The organism is Agrobacterium sp. CGMCC 11546 (genome assembly GCF_013365515.1).
Lineage (GTDB): Bacteria > Pseudomonadota > Alphaproteobacteria > Rhizobiales > Rhizobiaceae > Agrobacterium > Agrobacterium fabrum.
The window spans coordinates 1,247,897-1,266,800 of sequence record NZ_CP047387.1; the positions used below are offsets into that span (position 1 = coordinate 1,247,897).

General features: G+C 59.0%; 19 protein-coding genes and 1 tRNA gene. 9 read left to right on the plus strand and 11 right to left on the minus strand.

What is annotated here, in order from left to right:
• Positions 1–49: 49 nt before the first annotated feature.
• The gene (gene mgtE / locus GSF67_RS06265) at positions 50–1,477 is read right to left on the minus strand and encodes a magnesium transporter (RefSeq protein ID WP_006316295.1); all 1,428 of its coding nucleotides are present in this window, start codon (positions 1,475–1,477) and stop codon (positions 50–52) included.
• Positions 1,478–1,869: 392 nt separating this feature from the next.
• Between mgtE and GSF67_RS06270 the strand changes: the two genes are divergently transcribed.
• The 3 genes from GSF67_RS06270 to GSF67_RS06280 are packed head-to-tail and all read left to right on the plus strand — an operon-like array spanning position 1,870 to position 4,997.
• On the plus strand, positions 1,870–4,170 hold the full coding sequence (locus GSF67_RS06270; protein ID WP_006316296.1) for an FdhF/YdeP family oxidoreductase: 2,301 nt from the start codon (positions 1,870–1,872) through the stop codon (positions 4,168–4,170).
• A gap of 16 nt (positions 4,171–4,186) precedes the next feature.
• Complete coding sequence (locus tag GSF67_RS06275) at positions 4,187–4,486, plus strand: hypothetical protein (protein WP_035216770.1); 300 nt, start codon at positions 4,187–4,189, stop codon at positions 4,484–4,486.
• Between the two features lie 16 nt (positions 4,487–4,502).
• Positions 4,503–4,997: a peptide deformylase gene (locus GSF67_RS06280; RefSeq protein ID WP_006316298.1), complete on the plus strand. Its 495-nt coding sequence runs from the start codon at positions 4,503–4,505 to the stop codon at positions 4,995–4,997.
• Between the two features lie 3 nt (positions 4,998–5,000).
• Here the strand turns inward: GSF67_RS06280 and GSF67_RS06285 are convergent, their stop codons facing one another.
• Entirely contained in the window at positions 5,001–5,429 is a 429-nt protein-coding gene (locus tag GSF67_RS06285; RefSeq protein WP_006316299.1) for an OsmC family protein, read from the minus strand.
• 121 nt (positions 5,430–5,550) lie between these two features.
• On the opposite strand from GSF67_RS06285, the gene GSF67_RS06290 reads away from it, so the two are divergent.
• Entirely contained in the window at positions 5,551–5,718 is a 168-nt protein-coding gene (locus GSF67_RS06290) for a Thivi_2564 family membrane protein (protein WP_003502827.1), read from the plus strand.
• 71 nt (positions 5,719–5,789) lie between these two features.
• Here the strand turns inward: GSF67_RS06290 and GSF67_RS06295 are convergent, their stop codons facing one another.
• Entirely contained in the window at positions 5,790–6,215 is a 426-nt protein-coding gene (locus tag GSF67_RS06295) for a PAS domain-containing protein (protein WP_006316300.1), read from the minus strand.
• A gap of 564 nt (positions 6,216–6,779) precedes the next feature.
• Positions 6,780–6,864, minus strand: a tRNA-Leu gene (locus GSF67_RS06300).
• Between the two features lie 189 nt (positions 6,865–7,053).
• On the opposite strand from GSF67_RS06300, the gene lipB reads away from it, so the two are divergent.
• From lipB to GSF67_RS06315, 3 genes are all read left to right on the plus strand, one after another.
• Entirely contained in the window at positions 7,054–7,785 is a 732-nt protein-coding gene (lipB, locus tag GSF67_RS06305; RefSeq protein ID WP_035216775.1) for a lipoyl(octanoyl) transferase LipB, read from the plus strand.
• 66 nt (positions 7,786–7,851) lie between these two features.
• Entirely contained in the window at positions 7,852–8,919 is a 1,068-nt protein-coding gene (locus tag GSF67_RS06310) for an NAD(P)-dependent alcohol dehydrogenase (protein ID WP_006316302.1), read from the plus strand.
• Between the two features lie 71 nt (positions 8,920–8,990).
• Complete coding sequence (locus GSF67_RS06315) at positions 8,991–9,926, plus strand: DMT family transporter (RefSeq protein ID WP_006316303.1); 936 nt, start codon at positions 8,991–8,993, stop codon at positions 9,924–9,926.
• A gap of 11 nt (positions 9,927–9,937) precedes the next feature.
• On the opposite strand, the gene GSF67_RS06320 is transcribed toward GSF67_RS06315, so the two are convergent.
• The 5 genes from GSF67_RS06320 to yajC form a co-directional block, all read right to left on the minus strand.
• On the minus strand, positions 9,938–10,396 hold the full coding sequence (locus tag GSF67_RS06320) for a hypothetical protein (protein WP_006316304.1): 459 nt from the start codon (positions 10,394–10,396) through the stop codon (positions 9,938–9,940).
• A gap of 123 nt (positions 10,397–10,519) precedes the next feature.
• A complete protein-coding gene (locus GSF67_RS06325) occupies positions 10,520–11,365 on the minus strand; it encodes a phytoene/squalene synthase family protein (protein WP_006316305.1) in 846 nt (281 codons plus the stop codon).
• Positions 11,366–11,388: 23 nt separating this feature from the next.
• Entirely contained in the window at positions 11,389–11,781 is a 393-nt protein-coding gene (locus GSF67_RS06330) for an Mth938-like domain-containing protein (RefSeq protein WP_006316306.1), read from the minus strand.
• The gene (gene secDF / locus GSF67_RS06335; RefSeq protein WP_006316307.1) at positions 11,781–14,354 is read right to left on the minus strand and encodes a protein translocase subunit SecDF; all 2,574 of its coding nucleotides are present in this window, start codon (positions 14,352–14,354) and stop codon (positions 11,781–11,783) included. Before secDF ends, GSF67_RS06330 begins: the two co-directional genes overlap by 1 nt.
• A gap of 82 nt (positions 14,355–14,436) precedes the next feature.
• Entirely contained in the window at positions 14,437–14,784 is a 348-nt protein-coding gene (yajC, locus tag GSF67_RS06340; RefSeq protein WP_006316308.1) for a preprotein translocase subunit YajC, read from the minus strand.
• A gap of 207 nt (positions 14,785–14,991) precedes the next feature.
• On the opposite strand from yajC, the gene GSF67_RS06345 reads away from it, so the two are divergent.
• On the plus strand, positions 14,992–15,864 hold the full coding sequence (locus tag GSF67_RS06345) for an ATP-binding protein (RefSeq protein ID WP_006316309.1): 873 nt from the start codon (positions 14,992–14,994) through the stop codon (positions 15,862–15,864).
• Positions 15,865–15,869: 5 nt separating this feature from the next.
• Here the strand turns inward: GSF67_RS06345 and GSF67_RS06350 are convergent, their stop codons facing one another.
• A complete protein-coding gene (locus tag GSF67_RS06350; RefSeq protein ID WP_035216777.1) occupies positions 15,870–16,472 on the minus strand; it encodes a serine O-acetyltransferase in 603 nt (200 codons plus the stop codon).
• A gap of 490 nt (positions 16,473–16,962) precedes the next feature.
• Between GSF67_RS06350 and fdhA the strand changes: the two genes are divergently transcribed.
• Entirely contained in the window at positions 16,963–18,153 is a 1,191-nt protein-coding gene (gene fdhA, locus GSF67_RS06355) for a formaldehyde dehydrogenase, glutathione-independent (protein WP_035216779.1), read from the plus strand.
• Positions 18,154–18,240: 87 nt separating this feature from the next.
• On the opposite strand, the gene GSF67_RS06360 is transcribed toward fdhA, so the two are convergent.
• The gene (locus tag GSF67_RS06360) at positions 18,241–18,903 is read right to left on the minus strand and encodes a TetR/AcrR family transcriptional regulator (RefSeq protein ID WP_006316314.1); all 663 of its coding nucleotides are present in this window, start codon (positions 18,901–18,903) and stop codon (positions 18,241–18,243) included.
• Between the last annotated feature and the right edge of the window lies 1 nt (position 18,904).

An 18,904-nucleotide genomic window follows, 5' to 3' on the forward strand; every position in this document is an offset into this window, starting at 1 on the left:
GAAGATATTATTTGACCTTCACGTAAAAGTCAATTTTTGCCCACTTCACCTATCCGGAAATACCGTACCACCAGGTCGCGATTCCCAGAAAGGCGAAAAAGCCGACAATGTCGGTCACCGCCGTCACGAAGACCGCGGAGGAAACGGCGGGGTCAGCGCCGAACTTGTCGAGAACCAGCGGTATGAGAATGCCTGCCAGCGCCGCCGCCAGCATGTTGAGACACATGGCCGTGGCGATGATGCCGCCAATATGGATATCCTGAAACCACACCCCGGCGACGATGCCGATGGCGCAGCCGAACAGCATGCCGTTCAGGATACCCACCCCCGCCTCACGCCGGATGATGCGGGCGGCATTGTGAATATCGAGGCTTTTGGTGGCGAGTGCTCGCACCGATACGGTCATGGTCTGCGAGCCGGCATTGCCGCCCATGCCAGCCACCGCTGGCATCAGGATTGCGAGCGCAATGATTTGCTGGATCGTCGCATCGAACAGGCTGATGACGGACGCGGAGAGAAAGGCGGTGAGCAGGTTGACCGCAAGCCAGGGCACCCGCGAGCGCGAGGTGCTGACGATACTGTCCGACAGTTCTTCGTCACCCACACCGCCGAGACGCAGTAAATCCTCCTCCGCCTCCTCCTGAATGACGTCGACCACGTCATCGATGGTGAGAACGCCGACCAGCCGGCCGTTATTGTCGACCACGGCGGCGGAGAGAAGGTCATATTGCTCGAAAAGCTGTGCTGCCTCTTCCTGGTCCATCTCGGCCGGAATGGAGTGGTTTGTCTCGTGCATGATCGTTTCGATCTTCACCTGACGCTTGGCGCGCAGCACCTTGTCGAGATCGAGCGCACCGACCAGCTTGAAGGTCGGGTCGATGACGAAGATCTGCGAGAAGGATTCGGGCAGTTCCTCTTCTTCGCGCAGGTAGTCGATGGTCTGCCCCACGGTCCAGAACGGCGGAACGGCGACGAATTCCGTCTGCATGCGGCGGCCGGCCGAGCTTTCCGGATAATCCAGCGCCCGCATCAGCCGCACGCGTTCGGTAAACGGCAGTTGCGAGAGAATATCCTCGCGGTCCTCGTCGTCTAGGTCCTCGAGAATGTAGACCGCGTCGTCCGAATCGAGTTCGCCGATACCGGCGGCGATCTGCTCGTTCGACATCTGGTCGACGATATCGAGACGGATGCCCTCATCCACCTCGGTCAGTGCCGTCATGTCGAAATCGGAACCCAGAAGCCTGACCAGCGCGTGGCGCTGTTCCGGCAGGATGGATTCGAGCACGTCGCCGAGCTCTGACTCATGCAGCCGCGCAACATTCTTGCGCAGGAAAAGCAGGTCGCGATCGGCGATCGCAGCGCCAACCATCGCCAGAAAATCGGAGCGGACGGACCCATCTTCCGCGTAAATATCGGAGAGCGCTTCTGCCGGCTTCACGTCGTCGGGCGCGACAGGATCGTCGTCACGGTCTGTCATCTGGCGTCCCCTCGTATTCAAATGCCGCAGTGCACGGATGCGCAGGCAGAATGGCGTTAAAAAGCATATTGTCAACAACCGGATAGCTGCAGATACACAAGCTTCCCGGCCGCAGCGAAAAATCCATTCAACATTCCTCTTCCTATCCGCCGGGAGGACCTAAGCCGGCGGCAACAAGCATGTTTAGCCAATCTTTGTGGCTTGTTTTGCGACAACGTCCACCCCCTTTACGCCGTTCCCATTTCAATTGTCGAACAGCGAATAAGGGTTCTGCCGCAATGCACAATTAAGACATTGACAGCAGGCCCGGATCGGGGCTTCTGAAGATGTTTTTGACAAACGGCAAACGCCGACAGCCAGGCACGAGAAGACAGTTTCCGGGAAAAAGAACCATGAGCAAGACGGATTTCATAGGCAAGGCGTCGACCGCCGCGGGCGGCTGGGGCGCACTCAAAAGCGTTGGCAAACGCCTGCTGGAATCCGGGGCGCCGATTTCCGGCGCCCGCACCCTTTTGAAGACCAACCAGCCAGACGGGTTCGACTGCCCGGGCTGCGCCTGGGGTGACCCCGAACATGGTTCCTCCTTCGAGTTCTGCGAAAACGGCGTCAAGGCGGTGTCATGGGAAGCGACCGAGGCACGGGTTCCGCCGGATTTTTTCGCCCGCCACACGGTCTCCGAACTGCACAGCTGGTCCGACTATGATCTGGAAAAACAGGGCCGCCTCACCCATCCGATGCGCTATGATCGGGCGAGCGACACATATCTGCCCGTTTCCTGGGACGATGCCTTTGCCGAGATAGGCCGTATCCTCAACAGCCTCGACAGCCCCGACCGGGCCGAATTCTACACATCCGGCCGCGCCTCCAACGAGGCGGCCTTCCTCTACCAATTGATGGTGCGGCTTTACGGCACCAATAATTTCCCCGATTGCTCCAACATGTGCCACGAGGCGAGCGGCGTTGGCCTCAATGCATCGATCGGCGTCGGCAAGGGCACGGTGCTGCTCGAGGATTTCGAACAGACGGACGCCATTTTTGTCATCGGGCAAAATCCCGGCACCAACCACCCCCGCATGCTGGGCGACCTGCGCCGCGCCGCCCTTCGCGGTGCCCGGATCGCCGTCTTTAATCCCATCCGGGAAAAGGGTCTGGAACGCTTCGCCGACCCGCAGGACAAGATCGAAATGATCACCGGCAGCAGCACGAAGATCGCCACCAACTATTACCAGCCGCGCCAGGGCGGCGACATGGCGGCGGTGCGCGGCATGAGCAAGGCGGTCTTCGCGGCAGACGATGCCGCAAGGGCAGCGGGCGAGCCCGCGATTATCGATTATGACTTCATTGCCGACCATGCCACCGAATTCGAAGCCTATCGCGCCGCGGTCGATGCAACGAGCTGGGAGAGCATCCTCGACCAGTCCGGCCTGACCCGCGCCGAGATCGAAGAAGCAGCCGGCATCTACATGAATGCCGGCTCCGTCATCGCCACCTGGGCCATGGGCGTCACCCAGCACCGGCACTCGGTCCTGATCGTTCGCGAAATCGCCAACTTCATGCTGCTGCGGGGCAATGTCGGCCGTCCCGGCGCCGGCCTCTGCCCGGTGCGCGGTCATTCCAACGTGCAGGGCGACCGCACCGTCGGCATCGACGAAAAAGCACCGCCGGCGCTTCTCGACGCGCTGGAAAAAGAACTCGGCGTTCCCATGCCGCGCAAGCCCGGCCACAATACCGTTGAGGCCGTGGCCGCCATGCTGGATGGGAAGGCTCAGACCTTCATCGCGCTCGGCGGAAATTTCATGCGGGCAACCCCCGACAGTCCGCTGATCGTCAAGGCGTTCGAAAAGCAGAAGCTCACCGTCAACATCGCCACCAAGCTCAACCACTCGCATCTGGTGCCGGGCGAAACCTCCTTCGTGCTGCCCTGCCTCGGCCGGACGGAAATCGACCGCAATTCGGCCGGCCGGTCGCAGATCGTCACCGTCGAGGATTCCATGAGCATGGTGCATGGTTCCGGCGGCATTAATCCGCCAGCCTCGGATGCACTTCGCTCGGAAGTCGCCATCGTCGCCGGCATCGCTGAAGCCACGCTCGGCAATGTCAATGTGAACTGGAAGGCGCTCGCCGATGACTACGATCTCATCCGCGACATGATCGAGCGGGTTATTCCGGGTTTCGACAATTTCAACGAACGTATCCGCATTCCCCGTGGTTTTCATCTGCGCAACGCCGCTGCCGAACGGCAATGGAACACGCCGGCGAAAAAGGCCACCTTCTATAGCGGCCCCCTGCCCGAGAAAACCGAGCACCAGCAGGCTCTGACGCGCGACAATCTTTTCGTGCTGCAGACCTTCCGCAGCCACGATCAGTACAACACCACGATCTACGGCATGGATGACCGCTATCGTGGTGTTTATGGCGAGCGCCAGGTCATTTTCATGAACCCTGCGGATATGGAGGCGCTTGGCGCCCATTCCCGTCAGCGTGTTGACGTCATCAGTGAATATGGCGACGGGGTGGAGCGCATCGCCAGGAATTTCCGTCTGGTGCCCTATAATATCCCGCGCGGCAGTGTTGGCGGTTATTATCCGGAACTGAACGTGCTGGTGCCGCTGTCGAGCTACGGCGAAGGCAGCTTCACGCCGACATCAAAATCGGTGCTGGTTTCGGTCCGCCTGCTGGCCGATGCTAGATGAGCCGGATGCCCGCTTGATGGATGAGGAACGATCCGCAGCGACTTTTCTGGTGGCTGTGAAAAAAATCCAGCAATCCTCGCCAGCGCTGACGGTGACGGGAGCAGCAATCCTGCTTGCGATCCATCAGGACATCGCAACCGATAGCCGCAGCATCGCCAACCGGCTGGGGCTTGCACATGCCCTCGTTCTGCGCGAAATCACGAGCCTGTCGCCCCGCTTCCTGCGGGTGACGAAACGCGACGCCCGCACCCAGCGCAGCTTTCTGGAGGCGACCGGGGAAGGACAGGCGCTCGCCGCCTCATCCTCGCGGATTTGAAACGAAGGAGCATTCCTTGGCAATCAGGCCGATCCTGCCCTACCCCCACGCCGGTCTTTCCGGGATCTGCGCGCCGGTTGCCGCTTTTGACGATCATCTGCGGGAACTGGCCACCGATCTGATCGACACGATGCGCGCCGCACCCGGCGTCGGCATCACAGCGGCCCATATCGGCGTGATGCAGCGCGTCTTCGTGCTTGAACTGACGCCGGGAACCATCCTGACCTACATCAATCCTGAAATCACCAGCCAATCTCCGCAGACAATCCGGCATGTGGAAGGCAGCGTCTCGATGCCGGGCTTCACCGACGAGGTGGAACGGCCTTCTACGGTCGAGGTGAGGTTTCAGGATATAACTGGCGCTGAACAGACAGAGACCGCCGAAGGCTTCCACGCCATCTGTATCCAGCACGAGATCGACCAGCTTGACGGTATCTTCTGGCTGAAGCGCCTCTCCAGGCTCAAGCGCGACCGGCTGGTGAAGAAGTGGGAAAAATCCCGAAATCCGTGACGGTCAGCCGGTTGTCGACAGTGCAAATTCCGCATTGCCCTTCAGCGTGTTGCTGACGGTGCAGATATCCTCCGCCGCATGAGCTATTGCGGCGCGGGTCGCTTCATCGAAATCGCCCGTAATCTCGATCCTGATATCGAAACGGAGAATACGATACGGCTCGTCTGCGGATTTTTCCCCTGACACGTCGACGGCAACACCTTCGAAGCGGTCAAGCATCCCCAACCGGCTTGCAGCAATCCGGGCGCTCAGTGCAAGGCACGCGGCAAGCGACGAATAAAGAAGATCGATTGGGTTGAAGCCCGGCTCCGAGACACCGGTCACGATCTCCAGAGCACCGCCGGTCACCGTCGACATCATCGGCCGGCCAATCCGTCCGACTTTTGCCCTGGCGCCCACCGGCCTCAATTTCACTTTTGCACCATCCACCATCAAGAGAATCCAAATTTAATCGCGCGCAACCAACCGTATGGAACAAAAAACCGTCTGGCGCTTTTTATTCACACGACGGTGAACGACCGTTGAACCTTTATTATACAGGGAGCTGGGACATATGGTTACATCTACGCTCGTCAGCATTCTGATCACCTTCCTGGTGATCGTGCTCGTCTTGTGGCTCATCGCGCGACTGCCGGTCGGCGGCGGCGCAAAACAGATCGCCCAGGTGATCGTCATCATCATCGGCATTATTTCGCTATTGAAATATCTCGCCGTATTCTGATGTCCCGGCGGAGCGAAACGAGAAAGGCGGCGAAAGCCGCCTTTTTTGCGCATTTGTCACTGGCCTGATCGCTACTGGCGAGGCTCGAACTGAAAGGCTTTCTTGACGGTAATATCCCGGACGCTGCCAATGCCGAGAAACGGCGTATTGTCAGCATCGAAAATCGCCCTGCCCTTCGCCACGATCCACCGGCTCGAACCATCAGGCAGATGAACCTTGTAACGCTGATCGAAAAATACCCCTGTCGTGATGCTCTCAAAAATTGCCTGCGCCACCTGATCGCGCATTTCGAAATCGATTCTCTCGAGAATCTCTTCGATCGTCACCCCGCGTGACGCAACCTCTTGGGAAAACCCATGACATTCCGCGGTGACCGCATCCATGATCAGCCGGTTGTCGGAAATGCTCCACATGTAATAGCCGAGCGCATTGTCTGAATCCGTCTTGTCCCCCAGCACGAAAACCTCCAGACATTTTTTCCTGACAAAAGCTAACATCAGACCTCTAATATTCCACCCCTTGTTTTTGTAGGGGGAACCGTCCGACTACTGCAGCGTGCATCGATATCCACCGAAATTTATTCGCGGTTTGATCCGCATGGCCGTTCGACCACCGATAAATTTCGAAGAGATATCGCAAAATCAGAAACCTGCTCCTACATAATCGAGCGAAAGAATTTCAAAGGAGGTCAATATGCGACAAACCACTCTCGCTCTCGGATTGATGGTTGTGACTGTCGCTCTCACGGGATGCCAAACGTGGGAGAGCCCATATCGCGGAAGCGGATGGCGGATGGATCAGGTTATGGACGGCGATCCCTATCGCGTTGGCGATGGCAACCATCATGAAAACGGCACGTCACCTAATGTTATTCGACGCTAGCCCACGACGGGCCGGGGTGGCGGCAATCCCAATGATTTGCCGCCCCGACACAGTTGCGGAGAATGTCTCGTCGGCATGACGGTGGCTTGGAGTTCAGTGCAACGAGCGTGCACGCTTCCAGGAAGCAGGAAGCTAACCGATTGGCCAAAAAAGAAAAAACCCGCCGGAGCGGGTTTCTTTGGTGCGGTCGAGAAGACTCGAACTTCCACGGGTTGCCCCACAGCGACCTCAACGCTGCGCGTCTACCAATTCCGCCACGACCGCATCGTGGTAGGCGTCGACTTGCGCCGACGGGGGTGCATGTAGCAAAAGGATTTTGGGTGCACAAGAGCGTCGTGACAGTTTTTTGAAATTAAAAATCGCACTGCACCATCCTATATGCAGGAAGCCCGGAAATGCTGGGGTTGCGGCCTTGTCGCCATTTTGCGAGAAGGCTGTGGAAAGGACTTTTTCATGCTCACACGCACGGATATCGAGACAAATATGTTCCCCGCCGCCGGATCACCACCCGTTCGCTGGCGAATCTCGGAAGGCCTCGTCCCTTACGGGCAGGCTGTCGAGGAGATGGAGCGTGAGGTGGCCGCTATCGCCGCCGGCGAGGCCGACGAACTCGTCTGGCTGCTGGAGCATCCTCCGCTTTATACCGCCGGCACCAGTGCCGATGTAGCCGACCTCATCGAGCCGGACCGTTTTCCCGTCTTCGCCACGGGTCGCGGCGGCGAATATACCTATCACGGCCCCGGCCAGCGGGTTGTTTATGTCATGCTCGACCTGAAACGGCGGCGGCAGGATGTGCGCGCCTATGTGGCGGCGCTGGAGGATGTCATCATCCGCACGCTCGACAAGATGAATGTCCGTGGCGAGCGACGTGAGGATCGCGTCGGTGTCTGGGTCAGGCGGCCGGAAAAACCTCTTTTGCCGGATGGCGGCATGGCAGAGGACAAGATCGCAGCGCTCGGCATTCGTCTGCGCAAATGGGTGAGCTTTCACGGACTGTCGATCAATGTGGATCCCGACCTCTCGCATTTCTCGGGCATCGTTCCCTGCGGCATCAGCGCCTATGGCGTCACCAGCCTTGTCGATCTTGGATTGCCGGTTATGATCGGCGACGTCGACGTTCTGCTGCGCGAGGCCTTTGAGGAGGTTTTTGGCCCGGCAGTGCCCGAAACCGGCGCAGGCGGCTGATCCCACCGCAACCTTTGTCGCAGGCCGGTGTTTGATGCATCGATCACCACAAGAGGAGGAACGACCATGTTCACAACGTCCGCCTATGCCTGCGATGACGGCTCTTCGCCGATGAAGCTCGCGACCATCAGGCGCCGCGATCCCGGTCCGCGCGATGTCGAAATCGAGATAGAATTCTGTGGCGTCTGCCACTCGGACATCCATACGGCCCGCAGCGAATGGCCGGGCTCCCTCTACCCTTGCGTCCCCGGCCACGAAATCGTCGGCCGTGTCGGTCGGGTGGGCGCGCAAGTTACCCGGTTCAAGACGGGTGACCGCGTCGGTGTCGGCTGTATCGTCGATAGCTGCCGCGAATGCGCAAGCTGCGCCGAAGGGCTGGAGCAATATTGCGAAAACGGCATGACCGGCACCTATAACTCCCCTGACAAGGCGATGGGCGGCGGCGCGCATACGCTTGGCGGCTATTCCGCCCATGTGGTGGTGGATGACCGCTATGTGCTCAATATTCCCGAAGGGCTCGATCCGGCGGCAGCAGCACCGCTGCTCTGCGCTGGTATCACCACCTACTCGCCGCTGCGCCACTGGAATGCCGGCCCCGGCAAACGCGTCGGCGTCGTCGGTCTGGGCGGCCTCGGCCATATGGCCGTCAAGCTCGCCAATGCCATGGGTGCGACTGTCGTGATGATCACCACCTCGCCCGGCAAGGCGGAGGATGCCAAAAAACTCGGCGCACACGAGGTGATCATCTCCCGCGATGCGGAGCAGATGAAGAAGGCTACCTCAAGCCTCGATCTCATCATCGATGCTGTCGCCGCCGACCACGACATCGACGCCTATCTGGCGCTGCTGAAACGCGATGGCGCGCTGGTGCAGGTGGGCGCGCCGGAAAAGCCACTTTCGGTGATGGCCTTCAGCCTCATCCCCGGACGCAAGACCTTTGCCGGCTCGATGATCGGCGGTATTCCCGAGACCCAGGAGATGCTGGATTTCTGCGCCGAAAAAGGCATCGCCGCCGAAATCGAGATGATCGATATCGATCAGATCAATGACGCTTATGAACGCATGATAAAAAGCGATGTGCGTTATCGTTTCGTCATTGATATGAAGAGCCTGCCGCGCCAGAAGGCCGCCTGACCTTTGGAAGGGGGCGGCCTTGCGGACGTCCCCTCCCGTTAGACCTACTGGTCGAAAGCGTAGCCTGACCCATGACCAGCCAGACCGGTTTCAACGACATCGCCAAGGGCATGACCATCATGGCGGGCTGCATGCTGGTGCTGCCGGTCATGGATGCGATCGCAAAATACATGGCAGTGAGCGGCGGCATGTCGCCGGCGCAGGTGACTTTCTACCGATTCTTTTTTCAGGTCCTGTGCACCCTGCCGCTGCTGCTGGTGGTGTCACCCGGGGCGCTTTTCAGCGCCAAAAGGCCATGGATGAACTGCCTGCGCGGCGTGCTGCATGCGTCCGCCAGCCTGATGTTCTTCGCCGCCGTCAAATACATGCCGCTTGCCGATGTCTTCGCGATCTATTTCGTCGAGCCTTTCATGCTGACGATGATGTCTGCCCTCTTTCTCGGCGACAAGGTGGGCTGGAAGCGCTGGACAGCGATCGTGGTGGGTTTCGGCGGCGCGCTGATCGTCATCCAGCCGAGTTTCGAAATCTTCGGCTGGACCTCGCTCCTGCCGGTCGCCTGCGCCTTTTTCTATACGCTTTATCTGTTCCTGAACCGCGCCATTGGTGATGCCGACAGCCCGCTTGTCATGCAGACCATGTCCGGAATCGCCGGCACGCTGTTCATGGCGGCAGCACTTTTTGCCGGCGATGCGCTGGGAGACAAGGACTTCGCTGTCTCGCTTCCCCAATCCGCTTTTGCGCTTGTCCTGCTGGTTCTGCTGGGATCGTTATCCGGCTACATGCACCTGCTGATCGTCAGGGCCTTCCGGCTGGCACCGCTGTCTTTGTTGGCGCCATTCCAGTATTTCGAGATCATCTCGGCGACGATTCTCGGCTATGCGCTGTTTTCGGACTTCCCCACCCCATCGAAATGGCTCGGCATCCTCATCATCGTCGCATCCGGCCTGTTCATCATCTGGCGCGAGCGCCAGCAGCCCGCCTCAACCCCGCCGCTTGACGGGCAATGACGCAGGCGGGATCAGGCGCCTGAGGGCAGCGGCCCTTCATCGTGATGATCCTGCGCCTCCACAAGGCTGCCAAGCAGCCACAGCGAAACCTCGGCCGCCTCTCCGGGAGATTTGAAGCGGTATGAGCCGCTATATTTCGGCATGTCGAAGAAGGTGACGACGAAACCATCGCCGGTTTCCAGGCTCTCGACCCGGATGCGCTCGGGATCGATCATCACACAGACATAGTGGGACCCCATATTGCGCATGAAACCGGCCTTGTTATCATGCAGCCGCACGAAAGCCGCGCCGCCATCCGCCGTCATATGCAGGCTTCTGATCGCCTCACTGGGAAAGGCACGGGCGAAATCCATGATCGCCTGCCCCACATCATGGCTGCTGTCGTCTTCGGTCGCCCGTGACATGCGCCAGGCATAAACGGCAAAGACCGAAAGCAGCACGAAAACGATAATCCAGATCGCCAAATTCATCCGGGACGCTCCCTCAGTACCGAAACCCTTCGATTCGCGACTCGAAACGACACGAACCCAATCTGGGTTCATAAAGCTCGAGGCTTGCGTGAAGTGTGGCTCCTGGTGACAGGCGCCCTGTGATCAGAAACGCTTGAGGAAAGAGGCCTTCGCAAGCAACCATTGCCGGCGAAGCTGCGACAATTGCAGATCGCCGTCGAACACCCCTGCCCCCGCCTTCCTGGCGGCAGCGATGACCGGGCCGGACAAAGCGACGGGCAGATAGGCGGCAAAGAGGTTTTTCGAGATCGTCGCGCGTCTTGCCTTCTCGATATGATCGAGCGCATGGGCAGCGAAAATTTCAACTGCGATGCCGATACGCTGCCTGTCCTGACCTGCAACAAAGGTTTCACGATCAAGACCAGCCGCGGCCAGCATGTCGGCGGGAATATAGACCTGTCCGCGACGCCGGTGAAGCGGCATGAGCAGCAGCATGCCGGCCATCGCCTGGGCCACGCCCGCATGTCCCGCCGCTTCCGCGCTATGAGCGGCATCTTCAGCGGAAAGCACGAGGCTTGCGAGCTGGATCAGGGCCGAGGCGGTTTCGCCGGCATACCCCTCCAGCGCATTGCGATCCTCGAACAGATCGTCATAGAGATCGAAGATACGCGCCTCGATCATATTGCCGAGCACCGGGCGCGGCAGGCGATAGTGTTCGATCGTCGTCAGGAGCGCTGCGGCCACCGGATGAGACTGGCTGTCACCGTGCGGATTGCCGTCGACAAGGTCACGCCACCATTGCATACGCACCTCACCTGGCAGCGCCTCGCGCACGGAATCGCGGATACGGGCGATTTCGGCGTTGAAGGCGTAAAGGGCAGCCAGAGCATTGCGCTTGTCGGCAGGCGACAAAAGGCAGGCGAGATAACGGTCACGATCGGTGTCGCGCAGCGTCGCGAGGCAGACGTCGAGATTTTCTGTGGGTTCCATGGTTCCCCGCGCGCGAAACGCCCTCAGCCTTCGACGGCAATCAGCGCCGCGGCTACGGCGCGCGATTCCGAAAGCATGATATTATAGGTCCGGACCGCGGCACCCGTGCTCATCGGATCGATCGAAATGCCAGCCTCCTTAAAAGCCGCACGCAATTCTTTCGGCAGGACCCGCATGCCGTCACCCGTGCCGATCAGCAGCACTTCGATATCCTGCGCTTCCGCCAGAACCTTTTCGAAATGCTCGACGGTCAATTCTTTCGCATCAATGGGTTCCCACCCGTAAATGCCCGAGGGCAAAAGCAGAAGAGAGCCGCGATGCGACATGTCGGCAAAGCGGAAGCCGCCATTGCCATAAGCATCGAGGGGCGCCCGGCCGGGAAAGTGGGCCGGGCGTATTTCGATCCCGCCGGCCATCAGACGGCAGGCTTGCCGCCAATGGCGCCGGTGTTGTTTTCTTTCTTGTCGTCCTTTTCGTCTTCCGCATCCTTGCTGTCAGGACGCAGCTTGAAGGCGATCAGCACCGGAGCCGCGATATAGACCGAGGAGAACACGCCGATACCGACGCCGAACAACATGGCGAAGGTGAAGGAACGGATGACCTCGCCACCGAAGAGATACAGTGCCAGCAGTGCCAGAAGCACGGTCAGGCCGGTAAGGATCGTGCGCGACAGGGTCTGGTTCAGCGATACGTCGATGATCATCGAAAGCGGCATCTTCTTGTATCGCCGGAGGTTTTCACGGACACGGTCGTAGATGACGACAGTGTCGTTCAGCGAATAACCGATGATCGTCAGGATCGCCGCGATACTGGTCAGGTTGAACTCTATACCCAGGAAGACGAAAAGGCCGATGGTGAAGACCACGTCATGCACCATCGAGATGACCGCACCGAGTGCAAACTGCCACTCGAAGCGAACCCAGATGTAGACCATGATCGCCGCCATGGCGAGCAGGACACCGATCGTGGAAGTAACGGTCAGGTCACCGGAGACGGCCGGACCAACGACTTCCACGCGACGGAAGTCGTATTTGTCCTCAAGTTCGCCGCGAACCAGCGTGATGGCCGACTGCTCGGCATTTTCGCCGCCGTCCTGCGCCTGAATGCGGATGAGCACATCCTGCGGCGAGCCGAAGTTCTGAGCCTGGATTTCACCGAGGTTGAGCTGGTTCAGACGCTCGCGGATGTCAGCAAGATCTGCCTCACCCTGCTTGGCGCGCACTTCGATGACCGAGCCACCCTGGAAATCGATGCCGAGGTTCAGACCCTTGGCGACGAAACCGCCGACGCAGGCGAGCATGATCACACCGGTGATCATGAAAACCACGCGGCGATAACGCATGAAGGGAATATCGCGACCATCGAACATGGCCGTGCGTACACCCTTCGGCAGGTGCTTCGGACGGCTGCGGCGAACCCAGTAGCCGAACATCCAGGCCGTCAGCGTATAGGCCGTGAACACGGTGGTGATGATACCGACCGCAAGCGTGACGGCGAAGCCCTTGACCGGACCAGTGCCCATGTAGAACAGCACGCTCGCCACGATCAGCGTCGTCAGGTTGGCGTCGATGATGGTCGCAAAGGCGCGTGTAAAACCATTATCCAGCGCCTGGATCAGCGGTTTGCCGCTCTTCACCTCTTCGCGTATTCGCTCATAGATCAGAACGTTGGAATCCACCGCCATACCGATCGTCAAGACGATACCGGCGATACCGGGCAAGGTGAGCGTCGACCCGATGACGCTCAACACCGCGATCAACATTACGACGTTGACGATAAGCGCGATATTCGCCAGCAGGCCGAAGAAGCCGTAGAAGACGAACATGAAGATGAGGACGCCAACGGCGCCGATGGCGCTGGCCGTAAGGCCGGCGGTGATGGAGTCGTTACCGAGGCTCGGACCGACGGTGCGTTCTTCAACGACCGTTAGCGTGGCCGGCAGTGCACCGGCTCGCAGCAGAACCGCGAGATCATTCGCACCCTGCACCGAGAAACTACCGGAAATCTGTCCCGAACCGCCGATGATGGGCTCGCGGATGACAGGCGCGGAAATAACCTGATTGTCGAGCACAATGGCGAAAGGCTTGCCGACATTCTGCTGCGTCGCCTGCGCAAAGCGCTGCGCGCCGCGGCTGTCGAAGCGGAAGGTGACGACGGGTTCGTTGGTCTGCTGGTTGAAGCTTGCCTGTGCATCGACGAGATTGTCGCCGGACACGAGTGCGCGACGCTCCACCAGATAGGGAACCGGCGGATCGTCCTGCGAGTAGAGAACTTCCGAGGTTGCGGGCGGACGGCCGTTCATGGCCTCCTGCGCCGGCATGGTCGTGTCTACCATGCGGAAGGACAGCTTTGCAGTCTGGTTGAGGAGCGATTTCAGGCGCTGCGGATCCTGAAGACCCGGCACCTGCACGATGATGCGGTCGGAACCCTGCCGCTGGATGAGCGGCTCGGTCGTGCCGACTTCGTCAACGCGGCGGCGCACGACTTCGATCGACTGCGAAACGGCCGATGACAGACGGTAATCGATGCCCTCATCCGTCAGGTTGAGACGCAGCAGACTGTCGCCGCCGTCATTCATCGTCACTTCTGTAATGGAACCGCCGACCAGCGTTCCGGCAGACACCGGCTGCGTCAGATCACGAAGTGCAGTCTTGGCGGCTTCCATCTGCGCGGGATCGCTGATGCGAACCTGAATTTGCTGGCCGTTACCGGTGAGCCCCGAATAGCGGATGTTGGCGTCGCGAAGCTGTGTGCGCACATCGCCGACGATCGTCTCAAGCCGTTCCTTGACGATGTCGGAACGCTCGATCTTGAGCATGATGTGCGAGCCGCCCTGAAGGTCGAGACCGAGCGTTACCTTGTTGTCCTTGTACCAGGCAGGCATGCTCTCCAGCTGCTTTTCCGAAAACAGGTTGGGAGAGGCGATGAAGACGCTTGCCAGCACAAGCAGCCAGATGAAGACTGTTTTCCAACGGGAAAAATGAAGCATTTCGATCTCGGTCAGGGTTGGGGTTGCACGGACAGCGCAACCCGTCAAAATTCGCAATCGGGCGTCCGGTTGTCCGGCAGGATCAGGAAGCGGCTTCCGTCTTGACCACTTCGCCCTTCACACGCACTTCGGCAATATAAGCGCGGGCAGCACGGATTTTCACGCCTTCGGCGATTTCGACTTCGAGTTCATTGTCGTCAATGACCTTGGTCACCTTGCCAACGATGCCGCCGCCAAGAACGACCTGATCGCCACGGCGAATGCTGGTCAGCGTTTCCTGGCGCTTCTTCATCTGCGCGCGCTGCGGGCGGATGAGGAAAAAGTACCAGACGACCATAAGCGGCGCAAACAGGAAAAGCATTTCAAGGCCGGAACCGAAGCCCGATGCGCCGCCCGATGCGTCCTGGGCAAAAGCTTGACTAAAAAACATATAAAACTCCTCAACGATTACGGCACGACCTCGTATGCCGCCCCAGCTTTCAAGCCGCCGGAATATAGTGGGGAACGCCGGGATTGCAACAGATGCAGGGCCCTCGCCGTACCGATTCCGGACCTCTTAACCTTTATGGGCCGGAAACACCATGCTAGGCCGGGCGCAAAACAGAGTTTTGAACACCAGACAAGCGGAAGAAACACCATGATTCGAGAAGAAACGGCCTCCCTGCTTCTTTCAGAACTGCGCCGGCTCACCAACGCCGTGGAGCGGCTTGCCGGACCGGCGCCCGCTGCAAACGACTGGAATGCGGCGGATTGTTTCGTCTGGGCGCCACTGAACTCTTTCCTTCAGCCGGTTCCCCGCCCCAACCGCATCGCACTGAAACTCATTCGCGGCGTCGATCATGTGCGTGACATCCTGCACGAAAACACGTTGCGTTTCGCGGAAGGTTTTGCCGCCAACAACGTGCTGCTGTGGGGCGCGCGCGGCATGGGAAAATCCTCGCTGGTGAAGGCCGTTCACGAAGATGTGCGCGCCGCAAGCGGCGTTTCCCTGAAGCTGGTGGAAGTGCACCGCGAGGACATCCACACCCTGCCCGCTTTGCTCGACATACTGAAAATCTCGGATCAGCGCGTCATTCTGTTTTGCGACGACCTTTCCTTCGATCATGACGACACGGCCTACAAATCGTTGAAGGCGGCCCTTGATGGCGGTATTGAAGGGCGGCCCGACAATGTCCTCTTTTATGCGACCTCCAACCGCCGTCACCTCCTGCCGCGCCATATGATGGAGAACGAACAGTCAACCGCCATCAATCCCTCGGAAGCGGTCGAGGAAAAGGTGTCGCTGTCGGATCGTTTCGGCCTGTGGCTCGGCTTCCACAAATGTAGTCAGGAAGACTATCTGACGATGATCGACAGCTATGCAGAGCATTTCGACCTGGGTCTCGACCGCGACACCCTGCATCACGAAGCCCTGGAATGGGCGACGACCCGTGGCGGGCGCTCGGGTCGCGTGGCATGGCAATATATCCAGGATGCCGCGGGCCGCCTCAGGAAACCGCTCGACAGATAGGCGTTCTACAGCGCTTCGTCGACCCTTGCTCCGGCACGCCTTATAATACGGGCGGGAACCCCGACAACAACGCAGTCTGCCGGAATATTTTTGACGACAACAGCGTTGGCACCAACTTTCGCGTTGTCGCCAATAACGATGTTCCCGAGCACTTTCGCGCCTGCGTTGATCGTTACGTTGTCGCCTATTTTAGGTGCCCCGGTCGAGTCGACATAGCCGATCGTTACCTGTTGGTTGATCCAGCAATCTGCGCCGATCGACTCCGCAGAGATAATTGTGGCGAAGCCGTGCTGAATAAAAAAGCCGGGGCCGATGGTCCGGGTGTGAATGTGCAGCGTATTTTCAGGGCGGGACAGGAACTTAAAAAAACGCGCTCGCGGTACGCGATAATAAAAAAGATTACGAAATTCCGGCGCCAGAGACAACAACTCTACCACACTTGCGACGAGGCCTGATCGCCCACTTACCTTCTTTCCAAGAAGTTTTTCGCTCCACACTTCTATGTCTCTGAATATTGGATTATCATCCCGCGACGACAGAAGTAAAAAAATATGCGGAGCAACAATAAATGCGGATAAAGCAAAATATATTTTCTTAAATAAAGGCATATTAAACTCCAAAAACACACAGTGCAATTTATCGACTACAATATAAATTTTATGCAAAGAGCGGCCGCCATTCTTCCCAAGCCTCTTTGCTGCTTTGGGTTATTCCTGCCGGTAGCCGATTTCGCCATCGATCCAGACAAATTATCATGAAGGCTTTCGTCTGCTGAGTGAAGAACGAATATGTCGGATTACGTGTCGTTGCGACCACACGGCGTGTCGTATTTCCGAAGGACAAACTGCGTTTCCCATGGTTTGTTGGCGATGTACGGGCCGAGGAGGAGTTGTCAGCCAGATAACCGACCTCCGCAACATTTCGGTGGCCGCGATGCGATGATTGAGAGGCTATCCGGGTAACTGAGTTTACAGCTCAAAATCTCGCACATCCTTCGACGCGGGATTTCGCGTCGGAACGGTTGAAGTGCATTTCGATAAAATTATGCCCGCGGAGGAGCGGGCCGGCATTGATGTTCAAACCACGGAGGAGATGGATATGAGCAGGAACAGAGGCGTCGTTTACCTGAAACCAGGCCAGGTCGAAGTCCGCGACATCGACGACCCGAAGCTTGAGGCGCCGGATGGCCGCCGCATCGAGCACGGCGTCATTCTCAAGGTGATTTCCACGAATATCTGCGGCTCCGACCAGCACATGGTGCGCGGCCGCACCACCGCGATGCCGGGCCTCGTCCTTGGCCATGAAATCACCGGCGAAGTCATCGAAAAAGGCATCGACGTCGAAATGCTGCAGGTCGGCGACATCGTCTCCGTGCCGTTCAACGTCGCCTGCGGCCGTTGCCGCTGCTGCAAGTCGCAGGATACCGGCGTCTGCCTGACGGTGAACCCGTCACGCGCCGGCGGCGCTTACGGTTATGTCGATATGGGCGGCTGGATCGGCGGACAGGCCCGTTATGTCACGATCCCTTATGCCGATTTCAACCTTCTGAAATTCCCCGATCGCGACAAGGCGATGTCGAAGATCCGCGACCTCACCATGCTATCAGACATTCTGCCGACCGGCTTCCATGGCGCGGTTAAGGCAGGTGTCGGCGTCGGCTCCACGGTCTATGTCGCCGGCGCCGGCCCGGTCGGTCTTGCCGCCGCCGCCTCCGCCCGCATTCTGGGTGCGGCCGTTGTCATGGTCGGCGATTTCAACAAGGATCGTCTCGCCCATGCGGCAAGAGTCGGCTTTGAACCCGTCGATCTTTCCAAGGGCGACCGGCTGGGGGACATGATTGCTGAAATCGTCGGCACCAACGAGGTGGACAGCGCCATCGACGCCGTCGGCTTCGAAGCTCGCGGCCATTCCGGCGGCGAACAGCCGGCCATCGTTCTTAACCAGATGATGGAGATTACCCGCGCCGCCGGCTCCATCGGCATTCCCGGTCTCTACGTCACCGAAGACCCCGGCGCGGTTGACAATGCGGCAAAGCAGGGCGCCCTGTCACTGCGCTTCGGCCTTGGCTGGGCGAAGGCGCAATCCTTCCACACCGGCCAGACACCGGTGCTGAAATATAATCGTCAGCTGATGCAGGCCATCCTGCACGACCGCCTGCCGATTGCCGATATCGTCAACGCCAAGATCATCGCCCTTGATGATGCCGTGCAGGGATATGAAAGCTTCGATCAGGGCGCAGCCACCAAGTTCGTGCTTGATCCGCATGGCGATCTGCTGAAGGCAGCCTGATATAACCGACAATTTTTCCAGGGAATGAAGGCACCCGCGGCAAACTCGCCGCGGGTGTTTTTTGTCTTCTGTCTCCGACTGGAGATATTACGCTTCGCTTGTGGCAAGCGCTTCGAGCGCGGCGATGGCGTCCGCTGAGAGGTAAGGCCTGAACAGGCTTGAGACCTGCCGCAAGCCCCACTCCAGTTGCTGCGGTCCAAATTCGCTGACACCTTCCTGCAGAGTGAGATAGGCGGCCCAATAGGTCGAGACGATCCACAGATTGGTCAAAACAGCATCGCGCTCGCTTTCGGGAATAGTTATGAGCCCCGCTTTCTGCATGCGCCCGATAATGTCTCCGACGGCAAGCCGCATCGCAGCACTTATCGTCCTCACCGGCTCCACCAGCCCCGGCGCGAGCGCAAGCAGACCGACGAGATCACGAAACAGAAAGCGGTAATTCCAAACCAGCGAGAACCATTGCCGCAGGAAACCGGCATAGGTTTCCGCCGCCCCTTCATCCGCCCCATCGACACTTGCGACCAACGCCACCGCATCGACCTCGAAACGCGCAAACAGGGCAAGAACCAGCAATTCCTTGGTACGGAAATGGTAATAGAGATTGCCCTCGTTGATCTTCACCGCTTCGGCAATCTCCGCCGTTGTCACACGGTCTGGCCCCCGCCCGTTGAAGAGGTCGAGAGCAGCGTCCAGAATCCTGTCGCGCGTGGAGAATCGAGCGCGCACCGGCCGTTTCACATCATTGCTCATT

What these genes read in the sequence shown, in the direction of transcription:
- mgtE (WP_006316295.1), bottom strand. Translation starts at nt 1,477, where the DNA reads ATGACAGACCGTGACGACGATCCTGTCGCGCCCGACGACGTGAAGCCG.
- GSF67_RS06270 (WP_006316296.1), top strand. Translation starts at nt 1,870, where the DNA reads ATGAGCAAGACGGATTTCATAGGCAAGGCGTCGACCGCCGCGGGCGGC.
- GSF67_RS06275 (WP_035216770.1), top strand. Translation starts at nt 4,187, where the DNA reads ATGGATGAGGAACGATCCGCAGCGACTTTTCTGGTGGCTGTGAAAAAA.
- GSF67_RS06285 (WP_006316299.1), bottom strand. Translation starts at nt 5,429, where the DNA reads ATGGTGGATGGTGCAAAAGTGAAATTGAGGCCGGTGGGCGCCAGGGCA.
- GSF67_RS06290 (WP_003502827.1), top strand. Translation starts at nt 5,551, where the DNA reads ATGGTTACATCTACGCTCGTCAGCATTCTGATCACCTTCCTGGTGATC.
- GSF67_RS06295 (WP_006316300.1), bottom strand. Translation starts at nt 6,215, where the DNA reads ATGTTAGCTTTTGTCAGGAAAAAATGTCTGGAGGTTTTCGTGCTGGGG.
- lipB (WP_035216775.1), top strand. Translation starts at nt 7,054, where the DNA reads ATGCTCACACGCACGGATATCGAGACAAATATGTTCCCCGCCGCCGGA.
- GSF67_RS06310 (WP_006316302.1), top strand. Translation starts at nt 7,852, where the DNA reads ATGTTCACAACGTCCGCCTATGCCTGCGATGACGGCTCTTCGCCGATG.
- GSF67_RS06315 (WP_006316303.1), top strand. Translation starts at nt 8,991, where the DNA reads ATGACCAGCCAGACCGGTTTCAACGACATCGCCAAGGGCATGACCATC.
- GSF67_RS06320 (WP_006316304.1), bottom strand. Translation starts at nt 10,396, where the DNA reads ATGAATTTGGCGATCTGGATTATCGTTTTCGTGCTGCTTTCGGTCTTT.
- GSF67_RS06325 (WP_006316305.1), bottom strand. Translation starts at nt 11,365, where the DNA reads ATGGAACCCACAGAAAATCTCGACGTCTGCCTCGCGACGCTGCGCGAC.
- GSF67_RS06330 (WP_006316306.1), bottom strand. Translation starts at nt 11,781, where the DNA reads ATGGCCGGCGGGATCGAAATACGCCCGGCCCACTTTCCCGGCCGGGCG.
- secDF (WP_006316307.1), bottom strand. Translation starts at nt 14,354, where the DNA reads ATGCTTCATTTTTCCCGTTGGAAAACAGTCTTCATCTGGCTGCTTGTG.
- yajC (WP_006316308.1), bottom strand. Translation starts at nt 14,784, where the DNA reads ATGTTTTTTAGTCAAGCTTTTGCCCAGGACGCATCGGGCGGCGCATCG.
- GSF67_RS06345 (WP_006316309.1), top strand. Translation starts at nt 14,992, where the DNA reads ATGATTCGAGAAGAAACGGCCTCCCTGCTTCTTTCAGAACTGCGCCGG.
- GSF67_RS06350 (WP_035216777.1), bottom strand. Translation starts at nt 16,472, where the DNA reads ATGCCTTTATTTAAGAAAATATATTTTGCTTTATCCGCATTTATTGTT.
- fdhA (WP_035216779.1), top strand. Translation starts at nt 16,963, where the DNA reads ATGAGCAGGAACAGAGGCGTCGTTTACCTGAAACCAGGCCAGGTCGAA.
- GSF67_RS06360 (WP_006316314.1), bottom strand. Translation starts at nt 18,903, where the DNA reads ATGAGCAATGATGTGAAACGGCCGGTGCGCGCTCGATTCTCCACGCGC.